Genomic DNA, 24,483 nt, shown 5'->3' on the forward strand with positions numbered 1-24,483 from the left:
GGGCCGCACCCCGTCGTAAGGGGTGCGGCCCTTCGGTGTGTCCGGTGCGCCCCTGGCGGGGTCAGCCTGTCCCGTCCCTCCTAATGTTGCCGCTGTCCCACCTGAGCTTGTTCAGTTCGCAGTTCGTCCCGGGGCATGTTGTCGTTCGCTCGTACACCAGGGCTTGGTGTCCCAGTCCTTCTTGCCGCTCGCTGTCGTTTGGCCCGCTTCGTTTTCGCTCTCAGGGGCGGTTTACCTGGCGATCCGTTGCTGATCTTGAGGGGTGTGGCTCTCTCATGGACAGCGCTTGTGCGTACGCTCGATGATCGGCCCAGCGGTTCCTTGAATCCGGGGCCAGTAGGTACAAGCCCTCGGGGGGCACCTGCCGCCCGGTAGAAGTAGCCGTGCAACACGTCTCCACGGGAGTGACACCCGTGAGGTGCGCAGTGGCATCACGGAGGCAGGCGACACACGCTGGTAGGCGTGGTCCAGCCGTCGTAGGTGACCTGGGAGGCGGTTGCGACGACTTCACCGACGTCCGAGCCTCCTCAGACGACCAGGTCAGGCCGAGATTACGCAGGGTCTCAAACGGAACTGCTGATCGCCCTGGAACATCATCCGCTGGATCGCATCTCCCTCTCAAGGAGGGCTCGGAAGGTGCGCGGGGGCCGACCGGTGAGGCGCTGGACGGTGTCGGTGATGCAGTCCTCCGCCCCTTCGGCGATGGCACGGTCCATGCCGGCCAGCATTGCGGCGAACTCCACCGGCACCTGCGTCGTGAGGCGGTCGCGCATCTGCTCGTAGGACAGGCGGCGGTGGACCACGGGCCGACCGGTGAACTCGGTGATGACCGCGGCGATGTCGTCGTGGCTGAGTGCCTCGGGTCCGGTGAGGACGAGATCGGTGTTGGGGGCTAGCTCGTCGGTTAGAGCGCGCACGGCGACGGCCGCGATGTCCTCGGCGTCGACGAAGCCGACTTGACCGCTCGCAGTGGCGGTCCAGATGATGCCCTCGTCCCGGATGCTGCGAGCGTGCGCGTGCGTGCCGGTGAAGTTCTGCATGAACCACGAGGGGCGCAGTACCGCCCACTGTCCGAAGAGATCGGGCAGGGCCTGGTGCACCGTTCCCACCGCCGGGCCGCCCTCGGGGATGGCCGAGGAGCTCAGCAGCACCGCGCGGTGCACGCCGGCGGTGCGGGCCTGATGGAGGAACGGCAGCATGGTCGCCGCGGGGTCGGAGTCGCCCAGGGGCGGTATGAGGTAGACGCGGTCGACGCCATCGAGGGCGGCCGCGTGGGTGGCGGGGTCGTACCAGTCGAAGGGGACCGGCTCGGCGCCGGCGACCGGGGTGGCCCGGCGGCTGGCGGCTTTGACGCGGTGGCCCGCGGCCGTCAGCTGTGCGGCGGTGCGGCTTCCGGTCGTGCCGGTGGCGCCGATGACCAGAGTGGTGCCGGCGGTGGTCATCGGCTGCTCCCGGTGAAGTCGGTGCCGGGTTCCTGGACGGCGAGGGGGTTCCAGTAGTCGCGGTAGGAGGTGATGTGCCCGTCTCGAACGGTCACAACGGCGATGTAGGTCATGTCGAAGGGAGCGTCGCTCTCCACCAGGCGGCCGACGCCGCGCATCTCGACCACGATGATCTGTGGATCGGTGGTCTGGTGGATCCGCAGGTCGGGGAAGTCGTGCAGGTCGATGTGGTCGGGGTAGTGGCGCATGTAGGCGGCGATGGCCTCCTTGCCCTCCAGACGCCGGGGCCAGCCGTCGGGGCGAAGGGGAACTCCATGAGGCCGCCCTCGGCCCACAGGGCAACCCACGCGGCAATGTCCTTGTCGAGCAGCAGTCGCAGGCTGTGGCGGTATAGATCCGCCGGAGAGATCGATGCGGACATGGGTATCCTCCAGTCATAGAATCCGGACCCTAGGTCCGCTTAGACGATATGGACCACGGGTCCGTTTTGCAAATGGAAGGAGCGGCATGCCCGAACGCCAGTCGTCTCGCAAGGACGCCATCCGCAACCGAGAGGCCGTGCTCGCGGCCGCCGACGCCCTCTTCACTCGCCGCGAGAGTCCCGAGGACGTCACCATGACCGACGTCGCGGCAGCGGCCGGCGTCGGCAAGGGCACGCTCTTCCGGGCCTTCGGCAATCGCGCCGGGCTGCTCCGCGCGCTGTACGAGGCACGGCTCGAACCGATCAGGCAGGCCGTTGAGACCGGCCCACCACCCCTGGGGCCGGCGACCCCACCGCGGGATCGCGTACCCGCCCTGCTCGATGCCATCCTGTGCTTCAAACTCGACAACCGGCGCCTCGCGCTGGCTTTGGAGGAAGGCGGGAGCAGCAGCCCGTACCAGGCGGAGCACTACGAGCGGTGGCACAGCCTGCTCCGAGCCGTACTGGAGCAGATCCCCGGCCTGACCGACAGCGACTTCACCACCCACGCCCTGCTCGCCGCCACACGAGCCGACCTCGTCGAGCACCTGGCCGGAGAAGAGCGCATTCCGCGGGAAAAAATGCGGGCACAGTTGGCGAACTTCGCCACCAGAGTCCTGGCCTCCGGTCCACTGCAAGGGTTGACCTCCGAGGAGTGATCGAGGATCGGGCGAGTCCTTGATCAGCGAAGCCTCGCAAACGAGCGACAACGAAGGTTGGGACGGCTGCACACGCATAACTCTGGGCGACAACGTCTCCTGGGATTTCGTGCACTGCGGTCTTCACCGTGATTTGCCTACCCCCTGGTCACCGAGGCGCGGGGCGAGAATGTCGAACGGGACGGGACACAGCCGGCCGACGCGGTCCGCAGCACCTCGGTGATCCGGCACTTCACGTCGCCCGGGGCCACTTCGAGACCCTGCGCCTTCTTCTTCGCGCTCTGCCCCGGTGCGAGGCCGAGCACGCCGACGATCCCGTCCGCCACCCGGGTGCCGTCCTGGTCCACGAACTCCACGGTCACGACGTAGTCCGCCGCGCTCCCGGAGCCGTTCACTATCTCCATCCCGGCGGCCGGCCACGCGGTCAGCGAGTCCACGGTGCACGCGGAGATCCGGACGTCCTCCTCCGCCTCCGTGCCGGTGGGTGCGGGAGACGGAGGGGGCACGGGCTCCTGACCGGGCAGGGCCTCTCCCGAGGAGTACGGACCCGGCCCCGGGGACGAGCCCATGACGGCCTGCCCCGCGAAGTAGAGCAGCGTTCCCAGGAGCGCCAGAGTGAGCACCCCGCCTCCCACGGAGAGCGCGACGACCAGCCCCGCACCGCTCTTGCGCGGCGGGGGACCCCCATCCCAGCCGGGCGGCGCCGGCCACGGCGGCTGCTGATGCCGGTGGGGCGGCGATGGCGGTGGCGGAAAGTTGTCGGACATGAGGTCCCCCAGGAAAAGGTGCAGGCAGGACCCCTACGGTAGGTGACTGGCGCTTGAGGCCCCGCACGGATTCCGCCGACGGCATGGGGGATCATCCAGCGCCGCGCGGGCGTGCCGCAGGGGGGGTCGGGCGACGTCCATCCGCGAGTGCGATCGTTGGCCCGCGCGTTCGCACCCGCGACAACCGCGTCACCGATACGAGAGAGCGGAGCGACCATGGGCGAGCTGATCCTGATCCGGCACGGGGAGACCGAGTGGTCCCGGTCCGGGCAGCACACGAGTCACACCGATCTGCCGTTGACCGAGCTCGGGGAGCGGCAGGCGAGGGCGCTCGTCCCCCTGCTCGCGGAGAGCCGGATCGGAACCGTGCTGACCAGCCCGTACCTCCGTGCCCGCCGCACCGCCGAGCTGGCCGGGCTGCCGTCGCCCCGCGAGGCGCCTGACCTGCACGAGTGGGACTACGGGGCGTACGAGGGTGTGACCACGGTCGAGATCCGGCGTACGCGCCCCGACTGGAACCTGTGGACCGACGGTGTGGCGCCCGGACCGGCGGAGCATCCCGGCGAGACGCCCGAGGAGGTGGGCGCACGGGCGGACCGGGTGCTGGCGCGGGTGGGGGAGGAGGCGTCGCGGCTCGGGGACGCGGACATCGTCCTGGTGGCGCACTCCCACTTCCTGCGGGTGCTCACGGCCCGCTATCTGCGGCTGACCCCCGCGAGCGGGGAGCTGTTCCAGCTGGCCACGGGGGCGGTCTCCCGGCTCGGTACGGAACACGGCAAGCCGGTCATCAAGGCACTCAACATGGCGTTGCCGGAGCGGCTGTTCGAGGCGGTGCGGGTCTGAGCGAGCGGCGACCCGGCCCGGTCGTGCGGGTGGCCGGTACCTTGTCCCCGAGGTACCGGCCCGGACCGTGCGCGGCTCTCAGGCCGCCTTCCCCAGTGCGGTGAGGTGGGCGAAGACCACCACGTTCGCCGAGTAGCCGGCCTTCGCGTCGAAACGCCCGCCGCAGGTGAGCAGCCGGAGTTCGGGCCGTCCGGTCTCCCCGTACACCTTGTCGTCGGGGAACTTGTCCTTCGTGTACGTCTTCACCGCGTCGACCGTGAACACCGCGGTCCTGCGGTCCGCCCGCACCACGTTCACCTTGTCGCCCCGGCGCAGCGCGTTGAGGTTGAGGAAGATGGCGGGGCCGGTCCTGGTGTCCCGGTGGCCCACGAGCAGGGCCGTGCCGTCCTCACCGGGCGAGGGCCCCCTCTCGTACCAGCCCGTCAGCTTCGGCTTGCTCAACGGCGGAGCCTTGAGCCGGCCCTTCGCGTCGAGACCGAGTCCGGTGACCGGTGCCTCGATGAAGATGGCGGGAATGGTGACCTTCAGAGGACGGGAGGGCACCAGGGGGGCGTGCGAGGCCGGCACGTGTTCCCCCGGCGTGTGCGGTGCCCGTCGGAACGGCTCCCGCCCGCCGCCCGCGGCGTCGCTGCCGCGGGCGGCGGTGCCCGACGGGGTGTCCTCGGAGTCCGAGGACACCCAGACGATGCCGGTCACCAGTGAGAACGTCACGCACAGCGTCATGGTGAGACGGCATGCGCGGGTCGGTCCTCGTCGTCGCCGTCGGCAGCGGGCGTTACGCCTCGCCACGGGCACGGCGGCGGGCGGACCGGCGGACCATGACCAGGCCCGCGAGGCCGACGCCGCCGGCGGCGAGTGCCGCGGTGGTGCCGGCGTCCGAGTCGCTCTCCGACGAGCTGACGGGCTCCATCTCCGGCACACCGCCGCCGCCCGCGGGGACCGTGCCGATCGGCTTGCTGCCGCCGTGCCCGCGCCTGGGGCACTCGACCTTGAAGCTCTTCTGCTTCGGACCCGCCGGGACGGCGAACTCCAGTTTGTACGTGCCCTCGGGGAGCAGGTACGCCTGGCTGCGCGCACTGCCGTTGATGAGCGGAAGGGTGGCCAGCAGGGTGTTGCCCGGGGGCACGGTCGGGGGCTGCTCGGTGATCGTCCAGGCGACCGAGGGCAACGACTCGAAGTTGTTCGCCACGAGTACGAACTTGCAGACCGAGACGCCTTCGCGGTCACCGGGCGAGTGCCAGCGGACCGAGCGGATGTCGATGTCACCGCTGTCGCCGGGAACGGCGTAGGCGGCCGGGGCGCCGGCCAGGGTGGCGCCGGCGACCGCGACCGCGGCGGCCACCCTGGCCCCCGTGCGGACGCGGCGGGAGCGGAAGGAAGTGGACATGCGCATGAAGGGCTCCTTCAAGCCGAGATGATTGTCGTACTGATCACCTGATCGCCTAAGAGATGCCACGAATCGCCGCAAAAGTCAGATAAGACACGAGAACGGGCCAGAAGTGCCCTGTTCGGCCGACAGGGCGGGAGGGGAAACGGCCCGTACGGGCCGGAAACGACGGGGTGCCCCTTCCGGCAGACCTCACCGGAAGGGGCACCCCGTACATCAGTTGAGCGTTCAACCCGTTACTGGCGGCTGAGCAGCTCCACCTCCGCCAGCGTCGCCGAGCCGTCCACGACCAGCCGGTACGCCGTGTACGAGCCCGGCCGGCCGACCGAGAACACCCGGGTCTGCTTGTCCCAGGCGAACGACTGGGCGGACCGCTTGTCGAGGTCCTTCCACGTCGTGCCGTCCGAGGAGCCCTGGAGGACCCAGCCCGCCGGGGCCTCCTTCGCCGCTGACGACGTCAGCGTGTACTGGAGCGCCTTGGTGGCAGAGGCCACCGGCAGCTCCACCGTCCCGACGACGGCCTTGGTGGCCGAGGTGTCGTCGAAGAGCGCGCCCTCACCCTTCAGCGCGTCGGCCCTCGGGTTCGGCACCTCGTCGTCCTGGGTGATCGAGACCGGCGCCGCCTTCTTGCCGGTGCCCCACGCGGAGGGCGCGGAACCCATGTCGAACTCCAGCACGCCGCCCCTGGCCAGCAGGTCGTGCGGCAGCGAAGTGGACTTCCACTTCTTGCCGTTGACCTTCAGGCCCTGCACGTAGATGTTCTTCGCGCTGTTCTTCGGAGCCTTCACGACGAGGTCGCGGCCGTTCTCCAGGTGCACCGTGGTCTTCGTGAAGAGCGGCGAGCCGATCGCGTACTCACCACTGCCCATCACCAGCGGGTAGAAGCCCAGCGAGGAGAAGAGGAACCAGGCCGACTGCTCGCCGTTGTCCTCGTCGCCGTGGTAGCCCTGTCCGATCTCGCTGCCCGTGTAGAGGCGGCCGAGGACCTCGCGGACCTTCTCCTGCGTCTTCCAGGGCTGCGAGGCCGCGTCGTACATGTAGGTGGCGTGGTGGGCGACCTGGTTGCTGTGGCCGTACATGCCCATCCGCACGTCGCGGGCCTCCGTCATCTCGTGGATGACGCCCCCGTACGAACCGACGAACTCCGGTCCCGCGGTCTCCGGGGTGGCGAAGTACGTGTCCAGCTTCTCGGCGAGGCCGTCGCGCCCGCCGTAGAGGTTGGCCAGGCCGCGGCTGTCCTGCGGGGCGGTGAAGGCGTAACCCCAGCCGTTCGTCTCGGTGTAGTCGTAGCCCCAGACCCGCGGGTCGTACTGGCCCGAGGGGACCCGCCAGTCACCCTTGGCGTCCTTGCCCTGGAAGAAGCCGGCCTTGTCGTCGAAGAGCTTGACGTAGTTGCGGGCGCGGTTCAGGAAGTACTCGGACTCCTCCTGGTAACGCGCGTTCTTCGTCTTCTTGTAGAGGGCCTTGCCCATCTGGGCGATGCCGTAGTCGTTGAGGTAACCCTCCAGCGACCAGGAAAGCCCCTCGTGCGTCGCGGTGTTCGCGTATCCGGTGAAGGGCGAGGTCGTCATGCCCTTGCGGCCGACACCGGAGGACGGCGGGACGACGGTGGCGTTCTTCAGGGCCGCCTCGTACGCCGCCTCCGCGTCGAACTCCACGCCCTTGACGTACGCGTCGGCGAACGCCACGTCCGAACTGGTGCCGGTCATCAGGTCCGCGTAACCCGGGGACGACCAGCGGGAGACCCAGCCGCCGTCCTTGTACTGCTGGACGAAACCGTCCACCATCTCGCCGGCCTTCTTCGGGGTGAGGAAGGAGTAGGCGGGCCACGTCGTCCGGTAGGTGTCCCAGAAGCCGTTGTTGACGTACACCTCGCCGTCGACGATCTTCGCGCCGGTACGGGTGGGGGTGTCGGGGCCCGTCTTGGGGGAGAAGGGGCTCGCGTACCTGTTCTCGCCCTCGACCTTCTCGAAGCCCGAGTTCGGGTAAAGGTACAGCCGGTAGAGGCTGGAGTAGAGCGTGGTCAGCTGGTCGGGGTCGGCCCCCTCGACCTCGACCTTGCCCAGGATGCGGTCCCAGGCGCTCCGCGCCCGGTCCCTGGTCTCCTCGAAGGAGGCCGACTCCGGGATCTCCATGGCGAGGTTCTGCTTCGCCTGGTCCACGCTGATGAGCGAGGTCGCCAGGCGCAGGCCGACCGTACGGTCCTTGCCGGCGTCGAAGCGGAAGTAGCCGGTCACATCGGCGCCGCCGCCGCCGCTCAGCCTGCCGCTGCCGGTGACCGGCGCGTCGAAGACGCCGTACACGAAGAGCCGGGTGGCCCCGGTGGAGAGGCCGCTCTTCACGTCGGAGAAGCCGGTGAAGGAGCCGGACTCCGCGTCGAGGGTCAGCCCGCCCGCGTTGGAGACGTTGTCGAAGACCATGCTCGCGTCGTCACCGGGGTAGGTGAACCGCATGCGCGCCGCGTGGTCGGTGGGCGTCATCTCGGCCTTGAGGCCGCTGTCGAACGTCACGCCGTAGTAGTGCGGCTTCGCCGTCTCGTTCTCATGGTGGAACGGCAGCGCGCGCGCCGAGCGCGAGGCGTCCGGGGTGCCCTCGGCCGCCGACGGCATCAGCTGGAAGGTCTGGCGGTCGCCCATCCACGGGCTCGGCTCGTGGCTGGCACTGAACGCCTGGATCTCGGGCAGGTTGTCCTCGTTGTTGCCCCGGGCGTAGTCGTACAGCCAGCTCGTGGAGCCGGCGTTGGTCACCGGCGTCCAGAAGTTGAAGCCATGGGGCACGGCGGTCGCCGGGATGTTGTTGCCGCGCGAGAAACCTCCGCTGGAGTTCGTGCCGCGCGTGGTCAGCGCGTAGTCGGCGAGGTGCGCCTCGCGCTTCGGGGGCGCCTTCGGGGCGATCTTGACGTCGTCGATCCAGCCCTGGAACTTCGAGGGGCCCTTGGGGGAGTCGTACGCCACCAGCACGCGGTCGACGGTCTTGCCCGCCGCCACCGAGCCGATGCGCGAGGCGACCTTGTTCCACTGGTTCACGTACAGCCGCTTGGCGTCGGCCTGGCCCCGCGGCGTCAGCACGCCGCCGTGGCTGTCCGTCGCCCCGAGTCCGCTCAGGTACGTGCCGTCGGTGAACGCGAGGTCCACCGCGACGTGTGTGGCCGGGTAGTCGAGGTCGGTCTCGCCCATCTGCGGATAGACGAGGTAGGAGAGCTCGGTGTCCTTCGTGACGGCCGTGTCGACGTCGAAGACCTTGTTGTACGAGTAGGCGCGGCCGGCCGGCTTGTGCGTACCGGCGTAACGCAGCGCCTTCCTGCCGCTGAAGCCCGCACCCGACTTCGCGGTGGGGGAGCCGGACGGGCCGCGGTCGGCCTGGCTGCGCATCTCGTCCGGGGCGGGCGCGGAGGTGTCGCCGTCGGAGAACTGGACGTCGGCGAGCTGGAGGGCGTCCGAGGCTCCGTTGTTCTTCGTGATCTCCAGACGGAAGTGGCGGTAGGCCGTGTCGGAGGTGAAGTCGTACGACTTCGTCTGGAAGCGCGCGGAGAAGGTCTCGCCGGTGCGGGTGTCCAGCTCCTTCCACGTGGTGCCGTCCGTGGAGCCCTTCAGCGTCCAGTCGCGGGGGTCGCGCTCGGCGTGGTCGTTGGCGGAGGTCAGCGCGTACGTCAGGACCCTGACCGGTTCGGCGAGGCCGAACTCGACCCAGCCGGACGGTGCGAAGGCCAGCCACTTGGTGCCGGACTCGACGTCGACCAGGTTCTCCTTGACCTCCCCGCCGCCGGTGTTCTCGCCGCTGGCGCGCAGGTCGGTCACCTTGTCGGTGACATTGCCCGGTATTCCGGTGGCGAATCCGCCATCGACGCCCGACGACCTCTTCGTACCGTCCGGTCCCTCTTCGACGGTGTTGCGCCAGTCCGGCTGCCTTTCGTCCGCTTCGAACGAGGTGCTGAACTCCTGCTCGCCTCCCGCGGGTTGGCCCGGAGCTCCGGGGAGGGCGATGGCGGCGGACGGGGCCGTCACGACGAGAAGCGAAGCGGCCGCCACCAAGGCGGCCGCCTGGGCTCTGGCGTGGGCTCCCGTGGCGGCCTTATGGACTCTTCTGATCCCGGTCATCCGGAGCATCCCGAGCGATTCCTCCCATGGAGAAGGTGATAGACAACGTTGTCATTCATGATTCGCAGGGTCCAGTAGGGAGGTAAGGGGCTGGTGGTGTCAAGGGTGTTGCGCGAGAAACGGGCCGGTAATCGACCGTCCTGGGGAAAACGGAGCTGTGTGGCGGAGCCGGACGGAGTCCGGCGGTGTCCGGCCTGGTCCGGACCTGGGGGAGCCAAGATATCCGTGAGGTCTCAACTCGGGAAAGACTGCCGTCCAAACCCGTACTCGATCTTGCTCAGTTGGCGACAAGTGGACTATACCTGTCGGCACCTGTTCGGCCGCTTCACACGGCCGTGTACGGGGGCACGGGGGACGGTCGCGCCAGACGCCATGGGGGGCGTCCGAAGCTGTACGGTCTCCGGCATCCCCACTGCACGAAGTTCCGGTACTCCGTATGACCCAAGCGCAACTGACCGCGGTGGCGGGGCCCTTCGCCTGAGGCGATATCGACGGGTGACCGGTACACCGCCTGAGTCCTGTAGAAGGCGAGGACTTGAGCATGGGATCCACCTCCGCCCAGAACAATGAGGGCCTTGGCCGTCGTAATCTGATCAAGCGGTCGGCCGCACTCGGCCTGATCACCGTCCCGACGATGGGCTTCCTCTCCGCCTGTGCCACCGGTGGTGGCGGCGAGGCCGACAACAAGGGCACCAAGAAGCCCGAGGGCGAGAAGTCGGCGAAGAACCCGCTCGGCGTCAAGAAGGGCGCCCCGCTGGAGGCGTTCATCTTCAAGGGCGGTCTGGGCGACCAGTACGCCATCGACGCGGAGGCCGACTACAAGGCGACCTACGGCGCCGCGGTCAAGCACACCGGCACGCAGCAGGTCGGCCCGAAGCTGACCCCGCGCTTCGCCGGCGGCAACCCGCCGGACGTCATCGACAACTCCGGTGCCGACCACCTGGACATGAACAAGCTGTCCACCCAGGGCCAGCTCCAGGACCTCGGAGTCCTTCTCGACGCGGCGTCCATGGACGACCCCGCCAAGAAGATCCGCGACACGATCCACCCCAGCACGCTGGAGAAGGGCATGCACGGCGACGTCTTCGACGTCCTGTACTACGCCTTCACCATCTACGGCACCTGGTACTCCCAGAAGCTCTTCACGGACAAGGGCTGGGCCTACCCCAAGACCCTCGACGAGATGGTCGCGACCTGCGCCGAGATCAAGAAGGCGGGCGTCGCCCCCTGGACGTACGCGGGCAAATTCCCGTACTACGTCCACTTCAACCTCTTCGCGCAGATCGCCAAGATCGGCGGCATGCCGGCCTGGGTCGAGATCGACAACCTCGAACCGAACGCCTGGGTCAAGAACGACGCGGTCAAGGTCGTCATCGAGCACTACGAGGAGCTCGCCGCCAAGAAGTACTTCCTGGAGGGCAGCCAGGGCCTCACCCACATCCAGTCGCAGACCGCCTGGACCAAGGGCAAGGCCGCCTTCATCCCGAACGGTTCGTGGGTGGAGAACGAGGCCGCCACGACCACGCCCGAGGGCTTCGGCATGGCCGTCGGCGCGCTCTTCGACGGGGGTGCGGGGGACAAGATGCCCACCGCCTCGCTGCGCGCCGAGCCCAGTGAGCCGTTCATCGTCCCGACCAAGGGCAAGAACCCGGCGGGCGGCATGGAGCTGCTGCGCATCATGCTCTCCAAGAAGCACGCGCAGAACTTCGCCACCAAGGTGAAGTCCCTGACCTGTGTCACCGGCGCGACCGACGGCATGACCCTCTCCCCGGGTCTCGCCTCGGCCAGCAAGGTCTTCGGCGAGGCCGGTCCCAACCTCATCAGCCTCCAGCTGCAGGAGTGGTATCCGGCGCTGACCGACGAGAAGCTCGGCGGTCTCACGGGCCAGCTCCTCACGGGCGACCTGAAGGCTTCCGACTGGATCAAGAAGACCCAGAAGTACTGCGACGACGTCGCGCGGGACAGCTCGGTCAAGAAGTTCAAGCGCACTGCCTGAGACCTCGCGGTTCACCGGAAAGCGGTTCCGATTCCGCGCCCGGCAGCACAAGCCGGCAGCACAAGTCGGCAGCGCAAGACCGGCAGCAGAAGCCCGGCAGTAGAAGATCCGACGAGGGGAAGGGCCGGGAAGCACTATGCAACACGGCAAATACCGATTCATAGCGGGCTTCCTGGCCCTGCCTCTGATCATCTACGCGATCTTCGTGATCTCACCGTTCATCCAGGCTTTCCAGATCTCGATGACCGACTGGTCCGGACTGGTCGGCACGTCGAAGTACGTCGGCCTCGACAACTTCGAGCGGCTCTGGAACAGCGACGACTTCTGGAACGCGCTGCGGCACAACATCTACATGCTGGCCGCGATCCCGGTCGTCACGCTCGCCATGGGGCTCTTCTTCGCCTTCATGCTCAACGTCGGCGGCCGGCGCAGGAAGAACGAAGTGGTCGGCGGTGTCACGGGGTCGAAGCTCTACAAGCTCGTCTTCTTCTTCCCGCAGGTCATCTCCATCACGATCATCGCGGTCATCTGGTTCAACATCTACAACCCCGACCCCCAGGACGGCATGCTGAACTCCCTCCTGGGAGCGGTGGGCCTCGACAGTCTGCAGAACGCCTGGCTGGGCGAGAAGAGCCTGGCGCTCATCTGCATCAGCGCCGTCATGGTCTGGTCCAATGTGGGGTTCTTCGTGGTGCTCTTCTCCGCGGCGATGGCCTCCATCCCCCGGGAGATCTACGAGGCGTCCCTGCTCGACGGGGCCAACCGCATCCACACCTTCTTCAGGATCACCCTGCCGCTGCTGTGGGACACGGTCCAGACCGGCTGGGTCTACATGGGCATCATCGCCCTCGACGCGTTCGCCCTGGTCCAGATCATGTCGGTGAACATGGGCGGACCGGACGGTGCCACGGACGTCATGCCGTTGAGGCTCTACCAGACGGCCTTCCGCGACAGCCAGTTCGGCTACGCCTCGGCGATGGGCGTCGCGATGCTCGTCGTGACCATGACGTTCGCAGTGCTCACCATGCGCTTTGCGCGGCGTGAGCGGATCGAGTTCTAGGGGTACGGGCGGATGACGATCAAGACCGACGAGACACCGAAGCAGGGCGTCGTTCCGGGCGCCGGGAGCCCGAACTCCCCCAAGGGCCCCGGGAGCGGCAGAGGCGGCAAGGGCGGCAAGGACGGCGGCGTACTCAACGTCTTCTCCCACGGCATGCTGGTCGTCTGGGCGCTGATGGTGGGGGTCCCGCTCCTCTGGGTGCTGTGGAGCTCCTTCAAGACGAGTAACGGCATCCTCACCGACCCGTGGGGCCTGCCCACCAGCCTGCACTGGGAGAACTGGTCCAACGCCTGGAACAAGGCGAACATGGGCCAGTACTTCATCAACACGGTCATCATCGTGGGCGGATCGGTCATCGGCACGATGGTCCTGGGCTCGATGGCCGCGTACGTTCTGGCCCGCTTCACCTTCCCCGGCAACCGCTTCATCTACTACCTGTTCGTGGCCGGCATGTCCTTCCCGGTCTTCATGCTGGTGATCCCGCTCTTCTTCGTCATGCGGGACTTCCCGACCGGATCGCTGCTCACCACGTACCAGGGCATGATCCTGGTCTACATCGCCTACTCGCTGCCGTTCACCGTCTTCTTCATGACGGCGTTCTTCCGGACCCTGCCGGCCTCGGTCGCTGAGGCGGCGATGATCGACGGGGCCTCGCACACCCGGACGTTCTTCCAGGTCATGCTGCCGATGGCCAAGCCCGGCCTGATCAGCATCGGCATCTTCAACTTCCTCGGGCAGTGGAACCAGTACCTGCTGCCGATGGTGCTGAACCAGGAGGAGAAGGACTACGTGCTGACCCAGGGCCTCGCGATGATCGCCCTCCAGCAGGGGTACGAGAACGACTGGGGCGCCCTGATGGCGGGCATGATGATCGCCATGCTCCCCGTCCTGGTCGTCTACTTCATCTTCCAGCGCCAGGTGCAGGCTGGCCTGACGGCGGGCGCGATGAAGTAGTACGCCGCCTCCGCCCCCGCCACGCCCGGCTCCAGCTGCTCCGCGCAGCCGGAGCCGGGCGTTCCGCGTGAGCCGGCGGCCCGCTCAACCGAGGCCCCGCGCGCTCAGGTCTTGACGGGAGGTGGTCCCTGAGACTCTGCTTAGGGTTCACATGTTAGAGAAAAACGGCAGGAGTGAGTGAGTCGATGGAGACTCCGGGGTCGCAGACATCTCTGCATCGGGCCAACCTTGAGCGCGTCGTACGGGCCGTACGGATGGCGGGATCGCTCACCCAGGCGGAGATCGCCAGGGGCACCGGCCTCTCCGCGGCCACCGTCTCCAACATCGTGCGTGAGCTGAAGGACAGTGGCACGGTCGAGGTCACACCGACCTCCGCGGGCGGCCGCCGGGCCCGCAGCGTCTCGCTCAGCGGTGACGCGGGCATCGTGGTCGGTGTGGACTTCGGTCACACACATCTCCGGGTGGCCGTGGGCAACCTGGCCCACCAGGTGCTGGCCGAGGAGTCGGAGCCGCTGGACGTCGACGCCTCCTCCGCGCAGGGCTTCGACCGGGCGGAACAGGTGGTGAACCGGCTGATCGAGGCCACCGGGATCGCCCCGGACAAGGTGATCGGCGTGGGGCTCGGCGTGCCGGGTCCGATCGACGTCGTGTCCGGCACGCTGGGCTCCACCTCGATCCTGCCTGGCTGGACGGGCATCAACCCCAGCGAGGAGCTGGCCGGACGCCTGGGGGTGCCGGTGTACGTCGACAACGACGCCAACCTCGGGGCGCTGGGCGAGCTGGTCTGGGGGAGCGGGCGCGGGGTCAGGGATCTGGCGTACATCAAGGTGGCGAGCGGTGTCGGCGCCGGCCTGGTGATCGACGGATCGATCTACCGGGGCCCCGGCGGCACGGCCGGCGAGATCGGGCACATCACGCTCGACGAGTCGGGCCCTGTCTGCCGCTGCGGCAACCGGGGCTGCCTGGAGACCTTCGCCGCCGCGCGGTACGTCCTGCCCCTGCTCCAGCCGGGCCACGGGCCCGATCTGACCATGGAACGCGTGGTCCAGCTGGCCCGTGAGGGCGATCCGGGCTGCCGCCGCGTGATCGGGGACGTCGGGCGGCACATCGGCAGCGGTGTCGCCAACCTGTGCAACCTGCTGAACCCGAGCCGGGTGGTGCTCGGCGGGTCCCTCGCGGAGGCGGGCGAGCTGGTGCTCGGGCCGATCCGCGACTCGGTCTCCAGGTACGCCATTCCCAGTGCGGCGCGGCAGCTCTCGGTGCTTCCGGGAGCCCTCGGCGGACGGGCGGAAGTGCTCGGCGCGCTGGCCCTCGTACTGAACGAAATGGGCGATTCGACCCTGTTGGAGAGCACTCTCTCCCCGGCGACTCCTGCCTTCACTTAGATAACGAATGGCACCGTTGTCATCTCGTTAAGAATTTACTCCTTGACGCTGGCCTCGCGGCCGAGTTGACTTCCAGCCACCTCGGCCGCAACGTCGCGGCCTCGTCAGGGAGGTTCGAGAATGAACACGCGTATGCGTCGTGCCGCCGTTGCCGTTGCCGCCACAGCCATGGCTGTCTCGCTTGCCGCTTGCGGCAGTGCCAAGGAATCCGGCGACAAGACCCAGGAGCCCTCGGCGAAGAAGGGCGACGATCTGAAGATCGGACTGCTCCTTCCCGAGAACCAGACCGCCCGGTACGAGAAGTTCGACAAGCCGATCATCGAAGAGAAGGTCAGCGAGCTCACCGGCGGCAAGGCGAAGGTCATCTACGCCAACGCCAAGCAGGACGCCACGTTGCAGTCGCAGCAGGTCGAGACCATGATCACCAACAAGGTCGACGCGCTGATCATCGACGCGGTGGACTCCAAGGCGATCGCCAACGGCGTGAAGAAGGCCAAGGACGCGGGCATCCCCGTCGTCGCCTTCGACCGCCTCGCCGAAGGCCCGATCGACGCCTACACCTCCTTCGACAACGAGGAGGTCGGCCACGTCCAGGGCAAGGCCCTGCTTGAGGCCCTCGGCGACAAGGCCGACGGCGGCACGATCGTGATGATGAACGGCGCGATCACCGACCCGAACGCCGCCCTCTTCAAGAAGGGCGCCAAGGCCGAGCTCGAAGGCAAGGTCAAGTTCGGCAAGGAGTACGACACCAAGGAGTGGAAGCCGGAGAACGCCAACGCCAACATGGAGGCGGCGATCACGGCCCTCGGCAAGGACAAGATCGACGGCGTCTACTCCGCCAACGACGGCATGGCGGGCGGCATCATCACCGCCCTCAAGGCCGCCGGTCTCTCCAAGCTCCCGCCGGTCACCGGTCAGGACGCCGAACTCGCCGGTGTGCAGCGCATCGTCGCCGGTGAGCAGTTCATGAGCGTCTACAAGCCGTACGCCCCCGAGGGCGCCGCCGCCGCCGAGATGGCCGTCGCGCTGGCCAAGGGCGAGAAGCTCGACTCGATCGCCACGTCCACGGTGGACAGCCCCACCCAGAAGGCCGTTCCCACCGTGCTGGTCCCGGTCGTCTCGCTGACCCAGGCCAACATCCAGGACACCGTCCTGAAGGACGGCATCTACACGGTCGACGAGATCTGCACGGCCAAGTACAAGGCCGCCTGCGACAAGCTCGGTCTGAAGTAGTCCCTCCGGGGTCCGGCCGCTGCGGCCGGACCCGCGGCCGGCCGCCCACCGCGTACCCGCGGTGCGACGGCCGGCCAACGGCAGCGAGCCCGCCGGCGTACCAGCGGCTCGCGCCCCACGAAGCCTGTCCGGTGCCCCGCCCACCTACTGTCCCGCTGCCGGGCGGGGCACCGGATGGAACCCTTCCCTGCGGCTCCCGCCGCGCCCCCTTGTTTCTCTTCTGCTCGACCCACCGCGCCTCCCCCAGGCGCGGCATCCCCGCCGGTCAGGCGGCGAAGGAGATGGTTCACGTGTCCGCTACGCCCGTGTTGGCGTTGCGAGGGGTCTCCAAGCGATTCGGTGCCGTCCAGGCGCTCACCGATGTACAGCTTGAGGTCCACGCCGGCGAGGTGGTCGCCCTCGTCGGCGACAACGGCGCCGGTAAATCAACGCTGGTCAAGACGATTGCCGGTGTGCACCCCATCGATGACGGAGTCATCGAGTGGGAAGGCGACGCCGTCCAGATCAACAAGCCGCACGACGCCCAGAACCTCGGCATCGCGACCGTCTACCAGGACCTCGCGCTGTGCGACAACATCGATGTCGTGGGCAACCTCTACCTCGGCCGGGAGCTCCGTAAGTTCGGCGTCCTCAACGAGGTCGAGATGGAGCGCCGCTCCCGCGAGCTCCTCAGCACGCTGTCGATCCGCATCCCCAGCGTCCGCATCCCGATCGCCTCGCTCTCCGGCGGTCAGCGCCAGACCGTGGCCATCGCCCGGTCGATGCTCGGCGACCCCAAGCTCGTCATCCTCGACGAGCCCACCGCGGCCCTCGGGGTCGAGCAGACCGCCCAGGTACTCGACCTGGTCGAGCGGCTGCGCGAGCGCGGCCACGCGGTCATCCTCATCAGCCACAACATGGCCGATGTGAAGGCCGTCGCCGACAAGGTGGCGGTGCTCAGGCTGGGCCGCAACAACGGGGTCTTCGACGTGAAGACCACCTCGCAGGAAGAGATCATCTCCGCCATCACCGGCGCCACGGAAAACGCCGTGACCCGACGTGCGGCGCGCAACGCGGAGGTCCAGAAGTGAACACCGACAAGACGGCCGCCCCCGCGGGCGCTCCCGTGGTGAACCCGGACGCCGCCAAGGGCGCGGCCACCGCGGTCGACCCCCGGCTGCTCGTGCGCGAACAGGGCCTCCGCGGATACCTCACCGAGTTCAAGCGGAAGATGGGCGCGGGTGACCTCGGCTCGATCCCCGTGGTCATCGGCCTCCTCATCATCTGCGTGGTCTTCCAGAGCCTGAACTCCGAGTTCCTCTCCGCGAAGAACCTCAGCGACATCGCCGTCGCCATGGTCGCCACCGGCATGATGGCCGTGGGCATCATCTTCGTGCTGCTGCTCGGCGAGATCGACCTGTCGGTCGGCTCGGTCAGCGGCGTCTCCGGCGCACTCGTGGCCGTGCTCAGCGTCACGCAGGGCATGAACGAGTGGCTGGCCGTCTTCATCGCGATCGTCAGCGGCGCGGCCATCGGCGCTATCCACGGCTTCTTCTTCGCCCGGATAGGAGCGCCCGCCTTCGCCGTCACCCTCGCCGGCCTGCTGTTCTGGCTGGGCTTCATGCTCCAGCTGCTCGGCGACACCGGCACGATCAACCTGGACGGCGACGGCGTCGTCGGCCACCTCACCACGTACTACTTCGCCGATGTCGCCGCCGCCTACGGCCTCGCCGCCATCGCCGTGGTGGGCTACTTCCTCTCCGCGTTCCTGGACAGCCGCCGCCGCGAGGCAGCGGGCATCCCGGCCCGGCCGCTCACCGACATCGTGGTGCGCACCGCCGTGCTCGCGGTGTTCGCCTTCGCCGCCGCGGTCATGTTCAACCAGTACCGGGGCCTGCCCCTGGCGCTGGTGCTCTTCCTGGTGGTCCTGGTGGGGACGGACTTCGTCCTGCGCCGCACGGCGTACGGCCGGAAGATCTTCGCGCTCGGCGGCAGCGTCGAGGCGTCCCGCCGCGCGGGCATCAACGTCACGGCGATCCGGGTGTCGGTCTTCGCCATCGCGGGGACGTTCGCGGCGATCGGCGGTCTGTTCTGGGCCTCCAAGATCGCGGCGGTCAACCAGGGCTCCGGCACCGGCGACCTCCTGATGAACGTCATCGCGGCGGCCGTCATCGGCGGCACCAGCCTCTTCGGCGGGCGCGGCCGGACCTGGAACGCGCTGCTCGGCGTGATGGTCATCGTCTCGATCCAGTACGGACTGTCGCTCGAGGGCATCGCCACCCCGATCAACTACATGATCACCGGCGGCGTGCTCCTCATCACGGTCGTCATCGACTCCGTCACACGCAAGACCCAGAAGTCGGCCGGTCGCGCCTGACCGCCCCGCAGCGCACGGGCCCGGCATCCTCCCAGGTGCCGGGCTCGTGCGTGTCCGCGTTCCCCCGCCGCGCACAGGCGTGCGACACCCCCCGCCATCCGATCGGGTGAAGCGGAACACACCGCCCGCTGACGGTGCGCGCGGGCGGAACATTAGACTCATCGGATCGGCACGCTCGACCAGCTCACACGCAAGGAGACACGGGTGGATCTGCTGACCCGCATCGGGGGACCGCGCGACCTGGACCGGCTCAGCCTTGAGCAGCTGGAGCAGCTCGCCGGGGAGATCCGTACGTTCCTCGTCGAGGAGGTGTCCAAGACCGGCGGACACCTGGGCCCCAACCTGGGTGTGGTCGAGCTGACCATCGCCCTGCACCGGGTGTTCGAGTCGCCACGGGACAAGGTCCTCTTCGACACCGGCCACCAGAGCTATGTGCACAAGCTGCTCACCGGCCGCCAGGACTTCTCGAAGCTCAAGAGCAAGGGCGGCCTCTCCGGCTACCCCTCCCGGGCCGAGTCCGAGCACGACGTCATCGAGAACTCGCACGCCTCGACCGTGCTCGGCTGGGCTGACGGCCTCGCCAAGGCCAACGAGGTGCTGGAGAAGGACGACCACGTCGTCGCGGTCATCGGGGACGGCGCCCTCACCGGCGGGATGGCCTGGGAGGCGCTGAACAACATCGCCGCCGCCAAGGACCGCCCCCTGGTCATCGTCGTCAACGACAACGAGCGCTCGTACGCCCCGACCATCGGTGGCCTCGCCAACCACCTCGCCACCCTGCGTACCACGGACGGGTACGAGCGGTTCCTGGCGCGCGGCAAGGACCTCCTGGAGCGCACGCCCGTCGTCGGGAGGCCGCTGTACGGGACCCTGCACGGCGCCAAGAAGGGCCTCAAGGACTTCATCGCCCCGCAGGGCATGTTCGAGGACCTCGGGCTGAAGTACGTCGGACCGATCGACGGACACGACATCGAGGCCCTGGAGTCCGCGCTCCAGCGGGCCAGGCGCTTCGGCGGCCCCGTCATCGTCCACTGCCTCACGGAGAAGGGCCGCGGCTACACCCCGGCACTGGAGGACGAGGCCGACCGCTTCCACGCGGTCGGCAAGATCCACCCCGACACCGGCCTGCCGATCTCCACCTCCGGCCTCGACTGGACCTCGGTCTTCGGCGAGGAGATGGTCAAGCTCGGCAAGGAGCGCGAGGACATCGTCGCGATCACCGCGGCCATGCTCCAGCCGGTCGGCCTCGGCAAGTTTCAGGAGGCTTTCCCGGACCGGATCTACGACGTCGGCATCGCCGAGCAGCACGGCGCGGTCTCCGCGGCGGGCCTCGCCACCGGCGGACTGCACCCGGTCTTCGCGGTCTACGCGACCTTCCTCAACCGCGCCTTCGACCAGGTCCTGATGGATGTCGCCCTGCACAGGTGCGGGGTCACCTTCGTCCTGGACCGCGCCGGAGTCACCGGTACGGACGGCGCCTCGCACAACGGCATGTGGGACATGTCGATCCTCCAGTGCGTGCCGACCCTGCGGATCGCCGCCCCCCGCGACGCCGACCAGGTCCGCGCCCAGCTGCGCGAGGCCGTCGCCGTCGACGACGCGCCGACCGTGGTCCGCTTCTCCAAGGGCGCGGTCGGCCCTGCGGTCAAGGCCGTGGGCACGGCCGGCGGGATGGACGTCCTGCGCGAGGCGGGCACCGAGCGGCCCGACGTGCTGCTGGTCTCCGTCGGAGCGCTCGCCCCGATGTGCCTGGAGATCGCCACGCTGCTCGAGGCCCAGGGCATCTCCACCACGGTGGTCGACCCGCGCTGGGTCAAGCCCGTCGACGAGGCCATGGCCCCGCTCGCCGAGCGGCACCGGGTCGTCGTCACCGTCGAGGACAACAGCCGCGCCGGTGGTGTCGGCTCCGCCATCGCCCAGGCGCTGCGCGACGCCGAGGTCGACGTACCGCTGCGGGACTTCGGCATCCCGCCGGTCTTCCTCGACCACGCCTCCCGCAAGGAGGTCATGGCGGAGATCGGTCTGACCGCCCCCGACATCGCCCGCCAGGTCACCGGTCTGGTGGCCAGGCTCGACGGCCGGTACGAGAGCCGGGGCGCCGAGCCGCGTCCGGCGGAGCCCGTACGCGACTGACCGCAGCTGCGCCCCGCCCCACCGCGCCCTCGGCCCCACCGGACCGGGGGGCGCGTCCGTGTCCCGCGCTCCGGCCGTCCGGAGGCGTCAGGGCCTCACCTCTACTCCGTACGGCCCAGTGCTCTTCGCTCTCCCGGGCCCCATCGGGTGAATCGCCCCGCTCCACCGCCCGCGCGCCGCGCGCCCTCTCGATCATGGCCGTGATTCGGGTAACGACAGGGCCCGGCGACGGACGAGAAGCACGATGACGGAGGCAGACCGGTGAGCACACTGTTCCGGACGAAAACGGTCGAACAGTCGATCAGGGACACGGAAGAACCGGAGCACAAACTCAGGAAATCCCTCTCGGCACTGGACCTGACGGTCTTCGGGGTCGGGGTCATCATCGGCACCGGCATCTTCGTCCTCACGGGCAAGGTCGCCAAGGAGACCGCGGGCCCCGCCACGGCGCTCGCCTTCGTCGCCGCGGGCCTCGTCTGCGCGCTGGCCGCGCTCTGCTACGCGGAGTTCGCCTCGACCGTCCCGGTCGCGGGGTCCGCGTACACCTTCTCGTACGCCTCGCTCGGTGAACTGGTCGCCTGGACCATCGGCTGGGACCTGATCCTGGAGTTCGCGCTGGGTACGGCGGTGGTGGCGGTCGGCTGGTCCGGTTACGTCCGCTCACTGATGGACAACGTGGGCTGGACGATGCCCGAGGCGCTGTCGGGGCCCGATGTCGCGGACGGTTTCGGCTTCGACATCCTCGCCTTCGTGCTGGTGCTTCTGCTGACGGTCATCCTGGTGTTCGGCATGAAGCTGTCGGCGCGCGTCACGGCGGTCGTCGTCGCCATCAAGGTGACGGTGGTCCTCATCGTGATCATCGCGGGTTCCTTCTTCATCGACGCCGACAACTACAAGCCGTTCGTCCCCGACGCCGTGAAGCAGCCGGCGGGGGCGGGCCTGGACGCACCGCTGGTCCAGCTGATGTTCGGTTACGAGCCCACGAACTTCGGCGTCATGGGCATCTTCACCGCCGCGTCGGTCGTCTTCTTCGCCTTCATCGGCTTCGACGTGGTGGCCACCGCGGCCGAGGAGACCAGGTTCCCGCAGCGGGACATGCCGCGCGGCATCCTCGGCTCGCTCCTGATCTGCACCGTGCTCTACGTGGCCGTGTCCCTGGTCGTCACCGGCATGCAGCACTACAGCGAACTGTCGGTGAGCGCCCCGCTCGCCGACGCGTTCAAGTCCGTCGGACACCCCTTCTACGCGGGTGTCATCAGCTTCGGCGCCGCGGTCGGCCTCACCACGGTCTGCATGATCCTGCTGCTCGGCCAGACCCGGGTGTTCTTCGCGATGAGCCGGGACGGGCTGCTCCCGCGGTTCTTCTCGGTGACCCACCCGCGCTTCGGCACGCCGTACCGGCCGACCATCCTGCTCGGGGTGGTCATCGCGGTCATCGCGGGCTTCACCAGCATCAACGAGCTGGCGACGCTGGTGAACATCGGCACGCTCTTCGCGTTCGTCGTGGTCGCCCTGGGCGTGCTGGTCCTGCGCCGCACCCGGCCCGATCTGCACCGCGCCTTCCGCACCCCGTGGGTCCCGCTGGTCCCGATCCTCTCGGTCGCGGCGTCCGTCTGGCTGATGCTCAACCTGCCGGCGGAGACCTGGGTGCGGTTCGGCATCTGGATGGCGATCGGGATCGCCATCTACTTCCTGTACGGGCAGAAGCACAGCCGGGTGAACGAGGACGGGGAGCGCAAGCCGGTCAGCTGAGCCGCGACGGAGGCGTGGGGCGTACGGTACGGGGCCCCACGCACCGCGCCCGGTGGGCCTCGACCCGCTGGCGCAGGCCCCGGTCCGCGGTGACCACGACACAGAGGCGGCCCGGATCGCGGGCCGCCTCCGTCGCGACGAGCCGGGCGATCAGGTCGTCACCGCTGCCGGGCGCCGACTCCACCCGTACCCCGGGCACCGGGGCGACGCCCCGCGCGGCGCCTTCGACGACCAGCACCAGTTCCACGGGGCCGCGGATCGGGGGCAGGCCGTCCGTGGCGTACGGGACGAGCGAGTCCCGCAGCCGCTCGGCGGCCCCCCGCCGGTCCCGCCACCAGCCGTCCGGTACGGAGCCCACGACGTTGGCGGCGTCGACGACCACCAGTGGCAGCGTGTTCCCGGTGTCCGGGTCCTCGGTCGGCATCCCGGCAGAATGCCATGGGACGCCGCCGCCCACGGCCCGTCAGCCGCCGGTGGCGGGGGACTTCTTGGCGGACTCCGGGATCGTCGTGTCCTCGCGGATCGCCTTCCACAGGGTGCCGGCCTGCGGTTCGGCGGCCACGACCCGGTTGGGGTCGCTCTTGTCGTACGCGACCGGAAGCATGATCGTCTCCATCGAGGCCGGGTCGACACCGTTCATCGAACGCGCGAAGTCACTGAGCGACGTGAGCGAGGCGAGCCCTTCGTCGGTCGTCAGCGACTTGGTGGCGGAACTGGCGATCTTGTACGTCGTCGCCGGACTGCCCAGCAGGTCCTGCGACTTGATCTCACTCAGCAGCGCCATCATGAACTGCTGCTGGAGCCCTATGCGTCCGAGGTCGCTGCCGTCTCCGACGCCGTGCCGCGTACGGACGTAGGCGAGCGACTCGGTGCCGTTGAGCTTGTGCGGACCGGCGGTGAGGTTCAGCCCGGACGCCTGGTCGGCGATGTCCTGGGGGACGTCGACCGTGACGCCTCCGATGGCGTCGACCAGATCCTTGAACCCGGCGAAGTTGATCTCCAGGTAGTGGTCGATCCGGACGCCGGACATCTTCTCGACGGTCTTGACCACGCAGGCCGGACCGGCCAGCGAGTACACCGAGTTGAACATCACCCGGTCCTTGGGCGCCAGCGCCGAACCGTCGGACCCGGTGCACTCCGGCCGGGTCACCAGGGTGTCGCGCGGGATGGAGACGGCTACGGCCTTCGTGCGGCCCTCGGGTATGTGCACCACCATGGCGGTGTCGGAACGGGCCCCGCCGGCGTCGCCGCCCCCGCCGAGCTCCTTGTTCGCCGCGCCTGCCCGCGAGTCCGAGCCGAGGACCAGGAGGTTCTGACCCGTCGTCGGAAGCTTCTCCGGGCGGTCCTCGCCGAGGGCCTTGTCGATGTCGACGCCCTTGATGTTGCCGTCGAGGCTGCTGTACATCCAGTAGGCGGTGGTGCCGCCCGCGAGCAGGAGCACCAGGAAGATCCCGAGAACGATCTTGAGGCCGCGACGGGATTTACGGTCCTTCTTGCGTCCCCGTGAGGCGGATTTCCCCCGGCGTGAGGCGCGCGGGCCCGGGGGTACGGCGTCGTGGCTCATCCTGCACGAGTCCCTTGGTCTGTGGCCCGCGAGGGCCGGGTGTGGAGTTAAGGACTCGGGTGGGGCCGGTCCACTCATGTGGGGGGCTGGCCGAGCAGTATAGACAAATTTTCGAATTGTGTGTAATTCTGCGCGGGCTCTGCGGAGGCGCCGTGCGCGACGTTCTCCCCGTACGCCGGAAAAGCGAACGCGGGACGGCCAGTCGGTGGCGGTCGAACGGAGATTCTATGATGACCAGTGCCACACCCGTCGTGCGTCCCTGACGCAGTGCAGCAGCCGGTGCCGGGTCCGGGCGGAGAATCACGGGAAGGGCGACGCACATCATGCGGGTCAAGTCTGGGCGCGCTGCCCGGGGGCCACCCCCGCGCGGGCCGTGCGGGAGCACCGGAACGCCG

18 protein-coding genes and 1 pseudogene are annotated in these 24,483 nt (G+C 68.7%); 11 read left to right on the forward strand and 8 right to left on the reverse strand.

What is annotated here, in order from left to right; genetic code table 11:
• Positions 1–593 precede the first annotated feature (593 nt).
• Positions 594–1,442, reverse strand: a complete 849-nt coding sequence (locus Sfulv_RS22925; protein WP_173316409.1) for an NmrA family NAD(P)-binding protein — start codon at positions 1,440–1,442, stop codon at positions 594–596.
• Positions 1,439–1,863, reverse strand: a pseudogene (locus Sfulv_RS22930) (nuclear transport factor 2 family protein). The gene Sfulv_RS22925 and the pseudogene Sfulv_RS22930 overlap by 4 nt, the downstream one beginning before the upstream one ends.
• 86 nt (positions 1,864–1,949) lie before the next feature.
• Between Sfulv_RS22930 and Sfulv_RS22935 the strand changes: the two are divergent.
• Positions 1,950–2,561, forward strand: coding sequence for a TetR/AcrR family transcriptional regulator (locus tag Sfulv_RS22935; RefSeq protein ID WP_173316410.1), 612 nt, complete (start codon positions 1,950–1,952; stop codon positions 2,559–2,561).
• Between the two features lie 137 nt (positions 2,562–2,698).
• On the opposite strand, the gene Sfulv_RS22940 is transcribed toward Sfulv_RS22935, so the two are convergent.
• On the reverse strand, positions 2,699–3,328 hold the full coding sequence (locus tag Sfulv_RS22940) for a hypothetical protein (protein WP_173316411.1): 630 nt from the start codon (positions 3,326–3,328) through the stop codon (positions 2,699–2,701).
• Positions 3,329–3,544: 216 nt separating this feature from the next.
• On the opposite strand from Sfulv_RS22940, the gene Sfulv_RS22945 reads away from it, so the two are divergent.
• Positions 3,545–4,171, forward strand: coding sequence for a histidine phosphatase family protein (locus Sfulv_RS22945; RefSeq protein WP_173316412.1), 627 nt, complete (start codon positions 3,545–3,547; stop codon positions 4,169–4,171).
• Positions 4,172–4,249: 78 nt separating this feature from the next.
• On the opposite strand, the gene Sfulv_RS22950 is transcribed toward Sfulv_RS22945, so the two are convergent.
• From Sfulv_RS22950 to Sfulv_RS22960, 3 genes are all read right to left on the reverse strand, one after another.
• The gene (locus Sfulv_RS22950) at positions 4,250–4,894 is read right to left on the reverse strand and encodes a class F sortase (protein WP_173316413.1); all 645 of its coding nucleotides are present in this window, start codon (positions 4,892–4,894) and stop codon (positions 4,250–4,252) included.
• Between the two features lie 52 nt (positions 4,895–4,946).
• The gene (locus tag Sfulv_RS22955) at positions 4,947–5,564 is read right to left on the reverse strand and encodes a hypothetical protein (protein WP_173316414.1); all 618 of its coding nucleotides are present in this window, start codon (positions 5,562–5,564) and stop codon (positions 4,947–4,949) included.
• 230 nt (positions 5,565–5,794) lie between these two features.
• The gene (locus tag Sfulv_RS22960) at positions 5,795–9,655 is read right to left on the reverse strand and encodes a GH92 family glycosyl hydrolase (protein ID WP_173316415.1); all 3,861 of its coding nucleotides are present in this window, start codon (positions 9,653–9,655) and stop codon (positions 5,795–5,797) included.
• Between the two features lie 541 nt (positions 9,656–10,196).
• Between Sfulv_RS22960 and ngcE the strand changes: the two genes are divergently transcribed.
• The 9 genes from ngcE to Sfulv_RS23005 all read left to right on the forward strand — a co-directional run bounded on the left by ngcE (position 10,197) and on the right by Sfulv_RS23005 (position 22,524).
• Positions 10,197–11,651 carry an N-acetylglucosamine/diacetylchitobiose ABC transporter substrate-binding protein gene (gene ngcE, locus Sfulv_RS22965; RefSeq protein WP_173316416.1) on the forward strand — a complete coding sequence of 485 codons (1,455 nt, stop codon included), beginning with the start codon at positions 10,197–10,199 and terminating at the stop codon, positions 11,649–11,651.
• 136 nt (positions 11,652–11,787) lie between these two features.
• Positions 11,788–12,711: a carbohydrate ABC transporter permease gene (locus Sfulv_RS22970; RefSeq protein WP_173316417.1), complete on the forward strand. Its 924-nt coding sequence runs from the start codon at positions 11,788–11,790 to the stop codon at positions 12,709–12,711.
• An 18-nt stretch (positions 12,712–12,729) separates the two neighbouring features.
• Entirely contained in the window at positions 12,730–13,665 is a 936-nt protein-coding gene (locus Sfulv_RS22975; protein WP_173318141.1) for a carbohydrate ABC transporter permease, read from the forward strand.
• Positions 13,666–13,850: 185 nt separating this feature from the next.
• On the forward strand, positions 13,851–15,050 hold the full coding sequence (locus Sfulv_RS22980; RefSeq protein WP_173316418.1) for an ROK family transcriptional regulator: 1,200 nt from the start codon (positions 13,851–13,853) through the stop codon (positions 15,048–15,050).
• Between the two features lie 120 nt (positions 15,051–15,170).
• Positions 15,171–16,283, forward strand: a complete 1,113-nt coding sequence (locus tag Sfulv_RS22985; protein WP_173316419.1) for a sugar ABC transporter substrate-binding protein — start codon at positions 15,171–15,173, stop codon at positions 16,281–16,283.
• A gap of 281 nt (positions 16,284–16,564) precedes the next feature.
• On the forward strand, positions 16,565–17,353 hold the full coding sequence (locus Sfulv_RS22990) for an ATP-binding cassette domain-containing protein (protein ID WP_173316420.1): 789 nt from the start codon (positions 16,565–16,567) through the stop codon (positions 17,351–17,353).
• A complete protein-coding gene (locus Sfulv_RS22995) occupies positions 17,350–18,639 on the forward strand; it encodes a sugar ABC transporter permease (protein ID WP_173316421.1) in 1,290 nt (429 codons plus the stop codon). The genes Sfulv_RS22990 and Sfulv_RS22995 overlap by 4 nt, the downstream gene beginning before the upstream one ends.
• Before the next feature lie 204 nt (positions 18,640–18,843).
• Positions 18,844–20,772, forward strand: a complete 1,929-nt coding sequence (dxs, locus tag Sfulv_RS23000; RefSeq protein WP_173316422.1) for a 1-deoxy-D-xylulose-5-phosphate synthase — start codon at positions 18,844–18,846, stop codon at positions 20,770–20,772.
• 270 nt (positions 20,773–21,042) lie between these two features.
• Positions 21,043–22,524 (forward strand): amino acid permease, encoded by a 1,482-nt coding sequence (locus Sfulv_RS23005; RefSeq protein WP_173318143.1) that lies wholly within the window; start codon positions 21,043–21,045, stop codon positions 22,522–22,524.
• On the opposite strand, the gene Sfulv_RS23010 is transcribed toward Sfulv_RS23005, so the two are convergent.
• On the reverse strand, positions 22,517–22,948 hold the full coding sequence (locus Sfulv_RS23010) for an NTP pyrophosphohydrolase (RefSeq protein ID WP_173316423.1): 432 nt from the start codon (positions 22,946–22,948) through the stop codon (positions 22,517–22,519). The genes Sfulv_RS23005 and Sfulv_RS23010 overlap by 8 nt on opposite strands.
• A gap of 39 nt (positions 22,949–22,987) precedes the next feature.
• Positions 22,988–24,088, reverse strand: a complete 1,101-nt coding sequence (locus tag Sfulv_RS23015) for an LCP family protein (protein ID WP_173316424.1) — start codon at positions 24,086–24,088, stop codon at positions 22,988–22,990.
• Positions 24,089–24,483 lie beyond the last annotated feature (395 nt).

The sequence above is a fragment of the Streptomyces fulvorobeus genome, from assembly GCF_013167895.1.
Classification (GTDB): Bacteria; Actinomycetota; Actinomycetes; order Streptomycetales; family Streptomycetaceae; genus Streptomyces; species Streptomyces fulvorobeus.

Coding starts and splice junctions, on each gene's coding strand:
- Sfulv_RS22960 (WP_173316415.1), bottom strand. CDS start 9,655: ATGACCGGGATCAGAAGAGTCCATAAGGCCGCCACGGGAGCCCACGCC.
- Sfulv_RS22945 (WP_173316412.1), top strand. CDS start 3,545: ATGGGCGAGCTGATCCTGATCCGGCACGGGGAGACCGAGTGGTCCCGG.
- Sfulv_RS22970 (WP_173316417.1), top strand. CDS start 11,788: ATGCAACACGGCAAATACCGATTCATAGCGGGCTTCCTGGCCCTGCCT.
- Sfulv_RS23010 (WP_173316423.1), bottom strand. CDS start 22,948: ATGCCGACCGAGGACCCGGACACCGGGAACACGCTGCCACTGGTGGTC.
- Sfulv_RS22990 (WP_173316420.1), top strand. CDS start 16,565: ATGGTTCACGTGTCCGCTACGCCCGTGTTGGCGTTGCGAGGGGTCTCC.
- Sfulv_RS22940 (WP_173316411.1), bottom strand. CDS start 3,328: ATGTCCGACAACTTTCCGCCACCGCCATCGCCGCCCCACCGGCATCAG.
- Sfulv_RS22985 (WP_173316419.1), top strand. CDS start 15,171: ATGAACACGCGTATGCGTCGTGCCGCCGTTGCCGTTGCCGCCACAGCC.
- Sfulv_RS22980 (WP_173316418.1), top strand. CDS start 13,851: ATGGAGACTCCGGGGTCGCAGACATCTCTGCATCGGGCCAACCTTGAG.
- Sfulv_RS22925 (WP_173316409.1), bottom strand. CDS start 1,442: ATGACCACCGCCGGCACCACTCTGGTCATCGGCGCCACCGGCACGACC.
- Sfulv_RS23015 (WP_173316424.1), bottom strand. CDS start 24,088: ATGAGCCACGACGCCGTACCCCCGGGCCCGCGCGCCTCACGCCGGGGG.
- Sfulv_RS22935 (WP_173316410.1), top strand. CDS start 1,950: ATGCCCGAACGCCAGTCGTCTCGCAAGGACGCCATCCGCAACCGAGAG.
- Sfulv_RS22955 (WP_173316414.1), bottom strand. CDS start 5,564: ATGCGCATGTCCACTTCCTTCCGCTCCCGCCGCGTCCGCACGGGGGCC.
- ngcE (WP_173316416.1), top strand. CDS start 10,197: ATGGGATCCACCTCCGCCCAGAACAATGAGGGCCTTGGCCGTCGTAAT.
- Sfulv_RS22950 (WP_173316413.1), bottom strand. CDS start 4,894: ATGACGCTGTGCGTGACGTTCTCACTGGTGACCGGCATCGTCTGGGTG.